The organism is Rhizobiales bacterium NRL2 (assembly GCA_001664005.1).
GTDB lineage: Bacteria > Pseudomonadota > Alphaproteobacteria > Minwuiales > Minwuiaceae > Minwuia.
Genome location: CP016093.1, coordinates 1,884,416 through 1,898,718 on the forward strand (window position 1 = coordinate 1,884,416; position 14,303 = coordinate 1,898,718).

At 66.2% G+C, this 14,303-nt stretch carries 10 protein-coding genes; 5 read left to right on the top strand and 5 right to left on the bottom strand.

Annotated elements, in window-relative coordinates:
* Window positions 1–11: 11 nt before the first annotated feature.
* On the bottom strand, window positions 12–1,457 hold the full coding sequence (locus tag TEF_08745; GenBank protein ID ANK80873.1) for a hypothetical protein: 1,446 nt from the start codon (window positions 1,455–1,457) through the stop codon (window positions 12–14).
* An 812-nt stretch (window positions 1,458–2,269) separates the two neighbouring features.
* On the opposite strand from TEF_08745, the gene TEF_08750 reads away from it, so the two are divergent.
* Window positions 2,270–3,421, top strand: a complete 1,152-nt coding sequence (locus TEF_08750; GenBank protein ANK80874.1) for a hypothetical protein — start codon at window positions 2,270–2,272, stop codon at window positions 3,419–3,421.
* Between the two features lie 7 nt (window positions 3,422–3,428).
* Here TEF_08750 and TEF_08755 read toward each other — a convergent pair whose 3' ends face one another.
* From TEF_08755 to TEF_08765, 3 genes are all read right to left on the bottom strand, one after another.
* Window positions 3,429–7,481, bottom strand: coding sequence for a hypothetical protein (locus tag TEF_08755; protein ID ANK80875.1), 4,053 nt, complete (start codon window positions 7,479–7,481; stop codon window positions 3,429–3,431).
* Window positions 7,478–9,301, bottom strand: coding sequence for an asparagine synthase (glutamine-hydrolyzing) (locus TEF_08760; GenBank protein ANK83372.1), 1,824 nt, complete (start codon window positions 9,299–9,301; stop codon window positions 7,478–7,480). Before TEF_08760 ends, TEF_08755 begins: the two co-directional genes overlap by 4 nt.
* Before the next feature lie 128 nt (window positions 9,302–9,429).
* Window positions 9,430–9,789, bottom strand: a complete 360-nt coding sequence (locus TEF_08765) for a hypothetical protein (protein ANK80876.1) — start codon at window positions 9,787–9,789, stop codon at window positions 9,430–9,432.
* A gap of 30 nt (window positions 9,790–9,819) precedes the next feature.
* Between TEF_08765 and TEF_08770 the strand changes: the two genes are divergently transcribed.
* Together TEF_08770 and TEF_08775 are read left to right on the top strand one after the other, a co-directional pair.
* Complete coding sequence (locus TEF_08770) at window positions 9,820–10,098, top strand: transposase (protein ID ANK80877.1); 279 nt, start codon at window positions 9,820–9,822, stop codon at window positions 10,096–10,098.
* Between the two features lie 50 nt (window positions 10,099–10,148).
* The gene (locus TEF_08775) at window positions 10,149–10,991 is read left to right on the top strand and encodes an integrase (protein ANK80878.1); all 843 of its coding nucleotides are present in this window, start codon (window positions 10,149–10,151) and stop codon (window positions 10,989–10,991) included.
* Here the strand turns inward: TEF_08775 and TEF_08780 are convergent.
* Window positions 10,988–11,485, bottom strand: coding sequence for a hypothetical protein (locus tag TEF_08780; GenBank protein ID ANK80879.1), 498 nt, complete (start codon window positions 11,483–11,485; stop codon window positions 10,988–10,990). The genes TEF_08775 and TEF_08780 overlap by 4 nt on opposite strands.
* A 444-nt stretch (window positions 11,486–11,929) precedes the next feature.
* On the opposite strand from TEF_08780, the gene TEF_08785 reads away from it, so the two are divergent.
* Window positions 11,930–13,216, top strand: coding sequence for a UDP-N-acetyl-D-galactosamine dehydrogenase (locus TEF_08785; GenBank protein ANK80880.1), 1,287 nt, complete (start codon window positions 11,930–11,932; stop codon window positions 13,214–13,216).
* A gap of 62 nt (window positions 13,217–13,278) precedes the next feature.
* Window positions 13,279–14,286, top strand: a complete 1,008-nt coding sequence (locus tag TEF_08790) for a hypothetical protein (GenBank protein ID ANK80881.1) — start codon at window positions 13,279–13,281, stop codon at window positions 14,284–14,286.
* Window positions 14,287–14,303: the final 17 nt, after the last annotated feature.

Here is a 14,303-nt window from a genome sequence, read left to right on the forward strand (position 1 = left end):
GGGCTGTTCCGTTAAGTTGCTGATCTTGAATAAAAATCCATCCAGCCATAGTGGCATGCGCCGGGGGGACCGGTTTCCGGCGCCAGGATGCGGTCGCCGCTGATGAAGCGTATGCCTGCAGCGGCAGCCGACAGCACGAGACTGGTCGTATCAAGGCCCATCACATAGGAGTTGAACTCGTGGGATCGGCATGACCTGGCGAATTGCTCGAAGGTGCGGACCATGTCTTCCTCACGTCGGCGGTCCCCATGGATGTCGAGGCCGACTGCGTGCACCCGTTTCGGAAAGAGGGAATTCGTGATCGGCACCTGATACCCGATCCGCAGGAAAATCGCCCTGCATTCGGGCCGAAGCACGTCCACCATGTTCTGGAGCTTCGCGCCGTTCACGCCGGGCGGTATGTCCGAAATGACGATGCAGAGCCGCTCGTGCCGGGCGCCCTCTATGGCCCTCACAGCGTTCAGGTAGCGGCTCAATCGCCAGCTTGTCGCCAGGGCCCTGAAACTGACGGGAACCGCAATCATTCCGGCCTGTCCGGCAGTCACGAACTCGTCTATCCGCGCCACGCCATGCTCGAGGAGCTTCAGACACAGTTCGAGCATGAGCTTGTCGAAATTGAGGGCTTCCTCGATCGCAGGAAAGCCCCGGTATTTCCTGCCACCGATCACGCGGAACGGTTCCGCCGAAAACACGCTCAGGACTTCGCTCTTGACGTCCCACGTAGCAGTGAAGTGAACATCGAACTCCGACAATTCGAGAGGGCGGGCGGTAAAGGGCGCTTCCGGCTGCTCTGCAGGTTCCTCGTAGATCAGAACCGATGACGTCCCTGCGTTCGATTTCCTATGGCTTCGTGGAATGCGACCGAGTTGAGGCCCGGCATCTGCAGACCGAGGCAGCTCCAGCGGCTGAACGCTCTGGTTGTCGACGAACAGCAGTCGGCCTTCTTCTGCCCCGTGTAGCCCGAATATCCGGATGTCATCGGCGCCAGTTTCGCCAAGCAGGGGCGCAGCCGCTCTCCTGCATGGGATCGCCCAACGCATGCCGCGGTTCGAATCGCGTTCCGTCGAGATGATCATGATGCACTCGGGCGCGATCTCGAGAATCAGGTCCTGGGGCGTTGCGACCTTCCGGATTTCGCTCAGCACGCGCTTCGACAGGCGTTCTGCAATACGCTGCCGCTGGCGGCTGCTTTCGATGTCGTGCGCGATCAAATGAAGCGACACGAGGATGATGCGATCCGCAAAGACGTCGGGCCTCGCGAGGATCTCGCCGGCGATGGCATGAAACGTCCGCAACGCCTCGGGGCGACCATCGTCCGGGCGCAGCGCCGCCGAGAGGATGGTCCGGCCATCTTCGCTCAGCCTGACTTGGATCCATTCGTCCTCGCCGGGGAGCACGAGTTCCAGCTCACGACCGCGCGGCGCACGCGCGGTTGTTGAATCTGCTTTCGCAGGCATTGAGAGCTGGTTTGGCGACATTGAGCCTTTCTGGCTGATCGCCGTGAAGGAGAGGTTAATGCTGGCCGCTCGATTGAGCCTCCCACATCCGTCCCGCTTCCGCGTTCATTTGTCCCGGTTCAGGCAACACCTGTCCCGCATCCTGCGGTCCACAGCTACCAGACAGGTGGCTCAGGATCGCGCTGCCCAATCCTGGGCGTCGGAAGCGGACGCCACCTCTCCGGGAACCCCGGAATCCTGCCAGCTCACGCGGGGCGCGGACCGACCTCTGACACCGGCGCCGCTCCGGGCCCGCCCGTGCACGGCATCATCGATCGCGCCAGTCCGAATTGTCGTTGAGCCGCAGAAAGAGCGGGGTTCCCTGATCAATTCGCTGCTCCCGGAAACAGCGTTCCCTGCAGGCATTTGCGAATTCCCTGCAGATGGATTCCGGCTCCCTGTTCCGGGACTTGAATTTCCTGTTCCTGATCACAGGGAATTTGCCCGAAAAGAAACAGGATTCCAGGGGGTTACGGCAACCAAATGCGCCCCACCAGGCCCGAAAAAGACGAAAATTCCCTGTTCTTCCCTGTAAACAGGGACCCACGTTGCAAGAGACCGGTTCGACCGAGACTGCGGACACCACCATTTTTCGACTGTGCGCCATTCCCTGTGGCAACCCTCTACCCGCATGGCCGGGGCTGCGGCCCATTCGGTCGCGGCCCGGTTGCGGACGACCCGCCTCGCCAATACCTCAAGGTCAGACCGGCCGGACGTCGGGCCCAGGGCCCGGCGCCGCCGCACCGGAACGCGACAGGTACAAGGAAAACAAGATGATCGACGTTCGGAATCTTCTCGAAAGGCCCGCCACACCGGCGGTTTCGATCTACATGCCGGTGCGCAGCATCGCGCGCGACCCCTACAAGCTGGGCAGTCATCTGAAGGGGCTTGTCCGGCAGGCGAAGTCGATGGCCGGCGACCGGCACGAGGAGGAGATGTTCGCGCCCCTTGCCGACCTGGCAGGCGATCAGGGGCCGTGGCGCCACGCCATGGAAGGTCTGGCGGTATTTCTCGCGCCGGGATTCTCCCGCATCGAATGGCTGGGATTTGATCCGAACAGCTTTGTGGACGTGGGCGACCGCTTCAACCTGCGGCCGCTGATGCCGATGCTGGAGCCGTCGCAGGGCTTCCTGATCCTGACCATCGATCCGAAGGAGAGCCGTCTCTACCGCGCGGCGCGCTTCGAACACACGCCGGAAGAGGACAGGGCTTTCGCCGAGACCCTGGCCGATATCACGCGCAAGACCGAAGTGGAGGCCAATGTCGGCTTTCACCCCACCGGTCCCTCGCCCACCACCGGCGGCGCGCCGACACCGAAGTACCACAGCCAGGGCGACAGCCCGCCGGACTACAAGCAGGTCGAACTGGACGAGTTCGTCGGCCAGCTCGCCAAAGCGGTGGACAGCCATCTCTCGGGCGCCAGGGAGCCGCTGGTGCTGGTATCCGACCCCAACCTGCTGGGCATGTGCCGGGAGCACCTGCACTATCCGCACCTTGTCGAGGAAGGCGTCGCCAAGAACCCTTCCGGCCTGACGCCCGAGGAAATTCACGGCGAAGCCCTGCTCCATGCCCAGCCGGCGCTGGACGCGGCCCGGGAACAGGCGTTCTCGCGCCTCGAAGAACTGGCGGGCCGGCACGAGGCCAATGCGGCGACCCGCTCGACGGACGTCGTGGCCGCCGCCGAGCACGCCCGCGTCGACACCGCCTTCGTCGATCCGGCCAGACCGCTCTGGGGCCGGCTGAATCCGCGCGAGGGCGACCTGGACGTCAGCATCTCGGGCGAGAGCGAACGCGGTCCCGGCGACATCGATCTTGTCAGCGTCGCTATCGCGAGCACGCTTTCGAATGGCGGACAGGTATTTCTGGCCGCGCGCGGCGACATGCCGCCGGGCGACGAACCGCTCTGCGCCGTGATGCGCTACTGAATTCCGGTCAGGGGGCGCTGTCGGCAGGCGTTTCGGCGTAGACCCTCAGCGTCGCCCCGGTCATCGCCGCCAGGCTGAACGATTCCGGCGCCCAGCGCCCGGCCTCCTCGGCCATGGCCGTCATGCGCCCGCGGTCCGACAGCAGTTCGAACAGCCGCCCGGCGAGAACCGTCGGGTCGCCGCTGTCGATCAGAATGCCCGTCTTGTCCGCCACCATGGTTTCCTTCGCGCCGCCGACATCCGTCGCGGCCACGGGGACGCCCAGCAACTGGGCCTCGATGAGCACGTTCGGCAGTCCTTCCATGCGGGATGTCAGCAGCAGCAGCGACATCATCCGCATCCAAGGCTCGATGGGCCGTTTGGCGCCGGGCAGGTGGATCCGGTCCGCCAGACCGCGCTCGCGCACCAGTCGCAGGAGCTCGGGCCGGAGCGGGCCGTCGCCGATCAGCAGGAAGTGCGCCTCCGGCAGCCGTCCGGCCAGTTCGATGGCCGTGTCGACGAACAGCTCCGGGCGTTTCTCTTCCGAGAACCGCATGACGCCGCCGATCACAACGGCATCGGCGGGAATGCCCAGCGCCCGGGCCTCGGCGGGCATCTCCGCGGCGCCTCTGAGTTGCGTGACGTCGAAGCCGTTGTGGATGACCCGGATTGTTCCCTCGGGCAGGCCGATCCAGTCCTCGTAATCGCGGGCGCCATTGTGGGAGTTGTTGACCATGGTGATCTGCGGCAGCCGCAGCATCTCCCGATAGCCCGGCAGCAGATAGCGGCGCAGGCGGCGTCGGGCGTCCGGCCGCGTGCTGCGCGTCCCCATCACGATCCTCGGCACGCCGGCCATCAGCGCCGCGAGACCGCCGGCGATGTTGATGGTGTCCTGCCAGAGATGGACGACATCCGGCCGCCGGCGCAGGAAAAGCCCGAGCAGAGGCAGGGTGACCGCCTGAATCTCCTGCGGCAGCACCGCGGCCAGGCGGATGGCTTCGCGATGGGGCAGGGCCTCTCGTCCCAGCGCCCGCACCTGATCGAACAGGTCTTCGCCGGCCAGTTCAAAGATCTCTCCGCCCAGTTCCCGGATCGACGGCAGGAAGAAATCGCGACGCTGATAGGGATCCAGGGATCGGACCGCAAGCTCCACCGAGTCGAAATCGTGGGCATTCGCCGCCAGGCCGCGCATGGTGTACATCACCTGGCGTTCCGAGCCGCCGCTGCCCAGGGTGCTGGTCACAAGCATCGCCCGGCCTTCCCGTTCGGGACCGGCGGGCCGCGGCCATCGCCCGGCGCAGATCGCCCCGTAGACGTCGTCGGGTACCAGCAGGTCGCGGTACTGCTCGGGCGGTGTCCGCGGCCAGTCGCGATAGGTTGCCGCCATGACGGTCGCCGCCTGCGCCAGCGCGGCGTTGACCGTGTCGTCGGCCAGCGTCCGCCGCCGCGCCTCGACGGCCTGCTCCCAGACGCGGCCATAGGCGCCCTGATACAGCTCGAACCGGATCGCCCGGCGGCGGATATCCAGATTGCCCGGTTCCATCGCCACGGCCTGCGCCAGTAGTTCGCGCGCCTCTTCGAAGATATCCGCGAGTTCGGCGAGCCGCGCACTCTCGGCCAGCCCCCGGGCGCTGTCGGTGGCGAGATGTTGGCGCGCGCGTTCCAGTTCGCGGCGGGCTTCGGCGATCTTGTCGGCGCTCATCAGGTTCTTGATGCGGCCGGCCCAGAAGGTCGGATTGGCCGGGTAGAGGTCCAGGCCCCGCTGGCAGATCTCCTCCGCCTCGTCGAGGCGGCCCAGGCGCTCGCTCAACGTGTAGCGGTACTGCAGTCCGCCTTCGTGATCGGGCTCCAGGTGCAGCAGTTCCTGCACCAGATCGTCGAGAAGCGGAATATCGCCGCCGGCCGCGGAAAGCCGGACGATGTAGCGGAACTGGATGTCGGGATCCCGCGGCCACGCGCTCTTCATCCGCTCCCAGTGGGCCAGCGCTGCTTCGTGATCGTGCTGCGATTCCAGCGTGCGGCCTAGGCGGACCAGCGAGATCCGGTCGCCGGTGAGGAATTGCATCGCTTCGTCATAGCGCCGTGCGATTTCGGTCCGGTCGCCGTGACGGTAGGCGATCAGCACGTTGTTGATCGGCCAGTACGGGCTGTCGGGCGCGCGCCGGCGGATTTCCTGGTTCTCGTGCTCGGCCTCGGCCAGTTCGCCCAGGCGCAGCAGGGCGTTCACCAGCGCTTCGCGGCTGTCCAGGTGGTCGGGGTTCAGTGTCAGGGCTTCACGATAGAACGCGACCGTCTCGGCCAGGTCGCCGCGCCGGCCGGCGCAGCGCGCCAGGAATATGCGCGGTTCGAACGGCCGCACACGGTCTTTCGGGGCGTCCAGCAGTTCGCGCCAGAGCGTCTCGGCGGCTTCCAGTTCCCCGGCACCGTAGAGGAGTCGCGCCATTCGCAGTTTCGCGTCAACCGAGTCCCGGTGATGTTCCAGCGCGCGTTCCGCCCAGGGCCGGGCGCCCCCGCGGTCTCCTAGAACCACATGGGCGTCCGCGAGCGCGAGCAGCAGCCGCAGGTCGCTTTCGCCGGGGTCGATCGCGGCGGCGACCTCGCGTAGCCGATCCAGATCGCCACGGGCGCTGCAAATCTGGACCAGAAGCATCCGGATCGCCGGATTGCCGGGATCCGCTGCCAGAGCAGCCTCTGCAAGCGGCAGCGCAGCGGCGCTGTCGCCGGCGCGCTGCCAGGCATAGGCTGCCTGGATGCGCGGACCGGCGCGCGAGGGCTGCAGTTCGGCCAGGCGGCCCCAGGCGAGGGCGGCGGTGCGCCACTGCTGCGTACGGTTGGCGGCGAACCCCAGAAGTTCGGCGGCTTCGGCATCGTCGGCGTCGCTCTCGAACAGCGACAACGCCTCGTCGTAGGCCTCCTGCAGTCGGTCAGCTTCGAACAGCCACCGCGCCTCCACCAGCCGGACTTTGCGTTCCGCGTCGGCGGTCTCGTCCTGCGCCTCCGCAATCGTCCCGCTGTCCAGGACTCCGAAGTCGACCTCCGGCCCTGTCGCCGGTTCGGGCGCCGATTCCGCCGGAGGGGCATTCGGGACTTCCGGCGCCGCACCGGCGCCGGCCTCGATGTCGTTCTCGGGGGCGGGGAACAGATCGGACTGATCCGCTTCCGCATCCAGGCCGGCCGCAGCGGGCAGGTCCGTGTCTGGCCTTGCGACCGCATCGTCGACGCCGGGGGCAGGTTCGGTGAAGGCCGAGCGCCACTTGCGGATGCGTCCCGCGGTTTCCGGAACGATCGTCACCGCCTGCTCGAAGAAGTCGTCGGCGATCTCCGGTTCGCCCCGGCGCAGAGCGATGCGGCCGAGGAACAGCAGTGGCTCCTCCGGGCGCTGCAACGGCGTCCGGTCGGTCAGCATGGCCTGCCAGCGCAGACGCGACGCTTCATACTCGCCGAGCCGGTATTCCAGCCGCGCGAGATAAAGGTCGGCGCTGGCCCGCGTCTCGGTGAAAGCGGAAGCCGCTTCCAGCCATGGCCGGGCGGCCCTGGCGTCGCCCTGCGCCCAGTAATGGCGGCCGGCCTGCAGGTTGAGACGCCCGGACTGCCGTGCCGCCGCGCGATAGGCGTCGGATTCGATGTGACGGCGAATGGCGTCCGTCTGCTTCAGCCGTTCGAGCAGGCGGATGCGGCGATGAAGCAGTTCTTCGTGATCGGGATGAGTGTCGAGGGCGAAATCGGCCGCCGCCGCGGCCTGGCCCAGATCGCCCAGATGAGTCAGGGCCTTGACGTACTGGACGTGGCCGGCGGCATCCGCCGGGTCGAGCGTGGTCAACCGGCCCCAATGCGCTGCCGCCTGGCGCCAGTCGCGTTCGCGGTTGGCCGCGATGCCGGCGCGTCGGACATCGCGCAATTCGCGGCGTCGACGCTGTTCCGGACCAGGCGCCGTTGCAGGTGCCCGCCCGCCGGTCTGCGGCCCGATCCCCTCTTCCGGCTTCGTGGCGGTCCCGTTCCCGGCGTCTTCATCGGACGGGCCGCCGGGCGGGCCGGAGAACCATCCCTGAACCCGCCGGATCAGGGTCGCGAACTGGCTCATGCCGCCTGGCGCCGCGTTACGCCGCCGCCGCGCAGATCGAGCCCGAGCGGCGCGCGTCCGTCGCCGTCGATGTAGGTCTGATACCAGAGTTCCAGGCAGAGCAGGGTCCACAGGCGGGTGCCGTGATTCTCCTTGCCGGAGAGATGGTCGTCGACCATCCGCTCGAGATAGGGCGGATGCATCAGTTCGCGCTCCCGGAAGCGGCGGGAAAGCAGGGTATCGCGCAGGAAATCGGTGATGTCGTGCGCCATCCAGTGCGCCACCGGCACGGAGAAACCCATCTTCAGCCGGTAGAGGCATTCGTGCGGCACGTGCGGCTCCATTGCCTGCTTCAGCAGGGCCTTGGCCTGCATCTCACCGTGCCGGGCGTAGACCCGGCGGCTCTGCGGCAGGCGCGCCGCCCATTCGGCAAGGACATGGTCCAGGAAGGGGCTGCGGCCCTCCAGGCTGTTGGCCATGGTGGCGATGTCGGCCTTCACCAGCAGATCGTCGGGCAGATAGGTTTCCACGTCCGTGCGCGCGGCACGCTCGGCGGCGGTCGTCTCCGTGCCGGCGTCAAGTCCGGCCAGCCAGTCCGACGGGGGATTGAGGCAGAAGGGCAGCAGCGCGGGACCGTAGCCGCGCATGCGGTGCTCGTCGCGGAACTTGCCGACGATCCGCTCGTAGTGGTCACGCGGCAGCGAGGCCGCGGCGAAGGGGCCGATGCCGCGCGCCAGGGCGCCGCGGGTGAGATTGCGGGCCTCGCCCATGCGCAGATAGCGCGAGTAGCCGAGAAACACCTCGTCGCCGCCGTCGCCGGATACAGCCACGGTTACGTGTCGGCGGATCTCCTTCGCCAGGGCGTAGGTGACCAGGGCGGAGGAATCGGCATAGGGCTCGCCGTACATCCAGATCAGTTCCGGCAGGACGTCGATCAGCCCGTAGTCCATCTTGTAGTCGCGGTGGTCCGTGCCATAGCGCCGGGCCACAGCTTCGGCATAATGCAGCTCGTCATTGCCGACATTGCCGAAGCCGACCGAGAACGTCTTGAGCGGTTCGGACATGCGCGGCGCCATCCGGGCGACGACCGCCGAGGAATCGACGCCGCCCGACAGAAAGCAGCCGATGGGCACGTCGGCGACCATGCGCAGCGCGACGGACTCGTCGAACAGCGTCATGAACTCCTCGAGCAATTCCTCGACGGGCCGGTCCGCCAGCGCCGGATCGACCGCCGGAAGCGACCAGTAGCGCCATTGCCGGATGGCGCCGTCGGCTGCGACGACCATCGCCGTTGCGGGCGGCAGGCGGTGGATGCCGGCGAAGGCAGTCTGCTCACCTGTGCAATAACCCAGGCCGAGATAGTCGTGGATCACTTCCAGAACCGGTTCGCGGGGGACGCCCGGCACGCGCAGGATCGCCTTGATCTCCGAGGCGAAGACCATGCGCTGTCCGTCGCGGTGGTAGAAGAGAGGTTTCTTGCCGAAGCGGTCGCGGGCGGCGAACAGCTCCCGCCGGTCCGCGTCCCAGATGGCGAAGGCGAACATGCCGCGAAGCCGGTCGAGCACGGCATGGCCCCATTCGCGATAGCCCAGCAGCAGCACTTCAGTGTCGGAACTGGTGCGGAAGCTGTGCCCGCACGCCTCCAGCTCGCCGGCGATCTCGCGGTAATTGTAGATTTCGCCGTTGAAGACCAGCGCGTGGCGGCCGTCTGCGCTGACCATGGGCTGGGCGGAGCGGTGGTCGAGATCGATCACCGACAGCCGCTTGTGGCCCAGGCCGACCGGACCGTCGACCCGTACGCCCTCGTCGTCCGGTCCCCGGTGACGGATGGCTTCGATCATGTCGCCAATCCAGCCAGCGGCCTCCTCCGGCAGGGGAGAACCGTCGAACTGCAGGATTCCGGCTATGCCACACATATTCCCAAGCTCCGAAACGCCACATGTCGGATGCGCCGCGCGGCGCCCACCGACTATCCTTCGCCGTCGCCGGGCGTCAGCCGCGAATAGATGATCGAGGCCGATTTCAGGTCCGGGTCCAGTTCCAGGGCCATCCCGGCCGATTCCCGTGCGCGTTCCTTTTGCCCGGCGCGTTCCAGGCATTTGGCGAGCTGCAGATGCGCCAGGGCGTTGTCAGGCAATTGGTCGGCCTGAGACTCCCAGTAAGGCACTGCTTCCACGAACCGTCCCTCGGCCATCAGCGCCATTCCGATGATCTGTTGCGCGGCGATGTTGTCGGGTTCGCGATCCAGATGGGCGGCCGCCAGCGGAAGTACGTCGTCGCGGCCCTCCCGATGGGCCTCCAGTGAGCCTCCCCCATTGAATTGGTCCATCCTGATGTTTTGGAACAAGGAGGATCAGAGATGGCAAGGAAGCGTCACAAGCCTGAGGAGATCGTGGGCAAGCTCCGCCAGGCGGACGTCCTGCACAGCCAGGGCATGTCGATGGCGGATGCGATCCGGCAGCTGGGTATCAGCGAAGTCACCTTCTACCGATGGCGCAGGGAATATGGCGGGATGAGCGGCGATCAGCTGCGGCGTCTGAAGGAGCTCGAGAAGGAGAACGAGCGGCTGCGCCGGGCGGTCTCCGACCTGACCCTGGACAAGCAGATTCTGAGTGAAGCTGCGAAGGGAAACTTCTGAGCCCCTCGCGCCGCCGACGTTGCATCGATCATGTCCGCCGGCGTCTCCGGATATCGGAGCGCCGGGCCTGCCGGGTTCTCGGCCAGCACCGCTCCACGCAGCGCCATCTCCCGCGTGGACGTGATGACGAGGCCCGGCTGGTGGCGGACATGATCGAGCTGGCCCGTCAGTATGGCCGATACGGCTATCGCCGGATCGCGGCCTTGCTTCGGGAGGCCGGCTGGCAGATCAACGACAAGCGGGTCGAGCGCCTCTGGCGGCGCGAGGGGTTGAAGGTACCGGCCCGGCAGCCGAAGAGGCGGCGGCTGTGGCTGGGCGACGGATCCTGCATGCGGCTGCGGGCAGAACGGCCCAACCATGTCTGGTCCTATGACTTCGTCCACCACCGGACACATGATGGCCGGACCTTCCGGACCTTGAACGTGCTGGACGAGTTCACGCGCGAGAGCCTGGCGATCCGGGTTCGCCGGAAGCTCTCGTCGGTCGATGTGATCGACGTCCTGACGGACCTGTTCATTCTCCGCGGTCCACCGGCCTTCGTTCGCTCCGACAATGGCCCCGAGTTCGTCGCCGAGGCCGTGCGGCGCTGGATATCAGCGGTGGGCGCCAGAACGGCGTTCATCGAGCCGGGCTCACCCTGGGAGAACGGCTTTATCGAGAGCTTCAATGCCCGGTTCCGGGACGAGCTGCTCGACGGGGAAATCTTCTACACGCTGAAGGAGGCGCAGGTGGTCATCGAACAATGGCGCCGTCACTACAACACGATCCGACCGCACAGCCGTCTCGGCTACCGACCACCGGCGCCGGAGGTCATCATTCCGCCAGGCTGGCCGTCAGGCTCCGCTCCGCTTCACCAGCCGGCCGGCCTGGCGGCAAAGCCGCCCATGCACTAACATTCCACCCGGACCAATCGCTGGGGGCTGGTCAGTATGACCGTTTCGATATGGTTCTGAATTGGATCCTCAATGTCGCGATGGTTCCACATGCAGGCGAAGAACCCGCCATTCCTCAAAAGCCGGATAGTTTCCTTCAATGCCTTGGGACGATCACAGACGTTGAACGAACTGCCGAAGGTGACCAGGTCGTAGGAGTCATCGGGCATGCCGGTTTGCTCGCCCGTCCCCTCGAACCAACGAACGTTTTTCATGCTGGCCGTGCGCTCGGCGCCAAGGGCCCGCATGTTGTCGTTCGGCTCGACCGAATCGACCTGCATTCCACGCTCGGCCAGTTTGATTGTCAGGTGGGCCACGCCCGCGCCGACGTCACAGACAGGCTGCCCTGCTTTGACGTCAGCCACTCGAAGCATCGCATCGATAGCCGAATCCGCATAATCGGGCCGCTTCAGATATGCAGCGGCGAGTTCGCTATAGTCCCATTCGGTTTTCATGAACCGTAGATTCCCAACATTTTGTTTTTGAACCCTCTTGGTTGGAAAAAAGGACGTACCGCAGACTGGACGCCCCCTCAGTCGACCATGTTGAGGCCACGGGAATGTCCCGCGGACAGCTGCAACCGGCGATCAAACCGCTCTCCCGAGCCGATCAAGCACAATGTGACTTTGACAAAGTTCGCCTTGGCCACAGCCACTTCACGACGCTCTCTCATGACCGAAAGATGACAAAAATGTTGCAGCACCATCTACAGGAACTCTCGGTTGATTGGAAGCGGTTCCGATTTCACGTGGACACAGGGTTATCAGGCCCTGCAAGGGAACTTTGCCGCTTGTCCGCCGCTCGCCTCTCCCCCTATGGATTGTTGCATTGCGAATGACTATACCGGGCGTCCCGTGGCCCGCCCTTGGGGCTTCAGGCGCAGAGGAACAGGGACAAGCATGACGGTTTCGGAACGGATCGCCGTGGTCGGTCTGGGCTATGTGGGTCTGCCGCTGGCCGTCGCGTTCGCGCGGGCCGGCCTGGATGTCGTCGGCTATGACATCAGCCGCGCGCGGGTCGAGGAGCTGGCGGGCGGCCATGACCACACGGGCGAAGTCGAGGACGGTGGCCTGGCCGGGCTCGAAGGCATGTTCACCTGCGAACCGGAGCGTCTGGCGGACAGGACGGTCTACATCTTCGCGGTGCCGACGCCGGTCGACAGCGCCAACGTGCCCGACTTCGGGGCCCTGCTGGGCGCCTGCCGTCTGGTCGGGCCGCACCTGCGCCCCGGCGATCTGGTGGTCATCGAATCGACGGTCTATCCCGGTGTCACCGAAGAAATCTGCGGCCCCGAGATGGCGCGGACATCGGGGCTGAAACTGTTCGAGGAGATCAAGCTGGGCTATTCGCCCGAGCGCATCAATCCGGGCGACCGCGAACACACGCTGGAGCGGATCGTCAAGGTCGTCTCCGGCCAGGACGCGGAAACGCTGGGTCGCGTGCGCGCGCTCTACGACACCGTGATCAAGGCGGGCACGCATCCGGCCGAATCGATCAAGGTCGCCGAGGCCGCCAAGGTCATCGAGAACATCCAGCGCGACATCAACATCGCGCTGGTCAACGAGCTGGCCATGCTGTTCGACCGCATGGGCATCGAGACCGAGGCCGTGCTGCGCGCCTCCGGCACGAAATGGAACTTCCTGCCGTTCCGGCCCGGTCTGGTCGGCGGCCACTGCATCGGCGTCGATCCCTATTACCTGACCCACCGGGCCGAGCAGCTCGGTTTCCACACACAGATGATCAGCGCCGGCCGGCGCATCAACGACAGCGTCGCCGGCTTCGTGGCCCAGAAGGTGCTGGAACTGCTCTACCGCCACGGCCGCAAGGCGCCCGGCCGCAAGGCGGCGATCCTGGGGCTGACCTTCAAGGAGAACGTGCCGGACCTGCGCAACAGCAAGGTCGAGGCGCTGGTCAGGCAGCTCGGCAATTACGGTCTCGAGGTGGTGGCCCACGATCCGGTGGTCGGCGCCGCGGAGGTCCGCGAGGAACTGGGGCTGACACTGTGCGGCGACGACGACGTGCTGGACGCCGACTGCGTGATCCTCGCCGTGCCGCACGACGCCTATATGAAGGACGACGCGGCCTGGGTCATCGACCGGCTGGGCGATGACAGCATCGTTGTCGACATCAAGAGCCGGCTGCCGCGGGCGCGGCTGAAGCCCTCGCAGGTCTACTGGAGCCTGTGAGCGCGCGCGGCGCAACACGGGAAAGCGGGAGAACGGACGACATGGCGGCTGCGGATGGGACGATGACCGTGCTGGTGACGGGCGCGGCCGGATTCATCGGCTATCACGTGGCAGATCGCCTGCTCCGCGACGGCGTGCGCGTCGTCGGTCTCGACAATCTCAACAGCTATTACGACGTCCGCCTGAAGGAGGCGCGGCTGGCGCGCCTGCGCGGTCACAACCGCTTCGCCTTCGTCCGCGCCGCGCTGGAAGACCGTCAGGCGATCGAGGACGCCTTCGCCGAGCATCGCTTCACCCACGTGGTCAACCTGGCCGCACAGGCCGGCGTGCGTCACTCGCTGGAGGCGCCGCGCGACTACATCGACAGCAACATCGTCGGATTCATGAACATCCTCGAATGCTGCCGTCACGGCGATGTCGCGCATCTGGTCTATGCCTCGTCGAGTTCGGTCTATGGCGGCAACGAGAAGCTGCCCTTCTCGGTCTCCGATAATGTCGACCACCCGAAGAGCCTCTACGCGGCCACCAAGAAGGCCAACGAGCTGATGGCGCATGCCTACAGCTCGCTCTACGGCATCCCGACGACGGGCCTGCGCTTCTTTACCGTCTACGGCCCCTGGGGCCGGCCCGACATGGCGATGTACCTGTTCCTGGACGCGATCTATGGCGGAAAGCCGATCAGGGTCTTCAACAACGGCGACATGATCCGCGACTTCACCTACATCGACGACATCGTGGAGAGTGTGGTGCGGCTGGTGCCGCGGGCCGCGGCGCCGGACCCCGGCTTCGATCCGAAGGCGCCCGATCCGGCGACAAGCTGGGCGCCGGCCCGGGTCTACAACATCGGCAACTCCCGCCAGGAGCACCTGATGCACGTCATCGGCCTGCTGGAGCAGGCGACGGGCATCGAGGCGGCGAAGGAATTCCTGCCCATGCAGCCGGGCGACGTCCAGGCCACCTGGGCCGATACCGCGGCGCTGGAGGCGGCGATCGGCTTCACGCCCGACACGCCGATCGAGGAGGGCGTCCGCCGCTACGTCGCCTGGTACCGCGACTATCACGGGAAATAGCCTGGCCGTTCCGTCCT

Excerpts from the sequence above, each read along its gene's own strand:
- TEF_08750 (ANK80874.1), top strand. The coding sequence starts at position 2,270 with ATGATCGACGTTCGGAATCTTCTCGAAAGGCCCGCCACACCGGCGGTT.
- TEF_08780 (ANK80879.1), bottom strand. The coding sequence starts at position 11,485 with ATGAAAACCGAATGGGACTATAGCGAACTCGCCGCTGCATATCTGAAG.
- TEF_08785 (ANK80880.1), top strand. The coding sequence starts at position 11,930 with ATGACGGTTTCGGAACGGATCGCCGTGGTCGGTCTGGGCTATGTGGGT.
- TEF_08760 (ANK83372.1), bottom strand. The coding sequence starts at position 9,301 with ATGATCGAAGCCATCCGTCACCGGGGACCGGACGACGAGGGCGTACGG.
- TEF_08755 (ANK80875.1), bottom strand. The coding sequence starts at position 7,481 with ATGAGCCAGTTCGCGACCCTGATCCGGCGGGTTCAGGGATGGTTCTCC.
- TEF_08765 (ANK80876.1), bottom strand. The coding sequence starts at position 9,789 with ATGGACCAATTCAATGGGGGAGGCTCACTGGAGGCCCATCGGGAGGGC.
- TEF_08770 (ANK80877.1), top strand. The coding sequence starts at position 9,820 with ATGGCAAGGAAGCGTCACAAGCCTGAGGAGATCGTGGGCAAGCTCCGC.
- TEF_08790 (ANK80881.1), top strand. The coding sequence starts at position 13,279 with ATGACCGTGCTGGTGACGGGCGCGGCCGGATTCATCGGCTATCACGTG.
- TEF_08745 (ANK80873.1), bottom strand. The coding sequence starts at position 1,457 with ATGCCTGCGAAAGCAGATTCAACAACCGCGCGTGCGCCGCGCGGTCGT.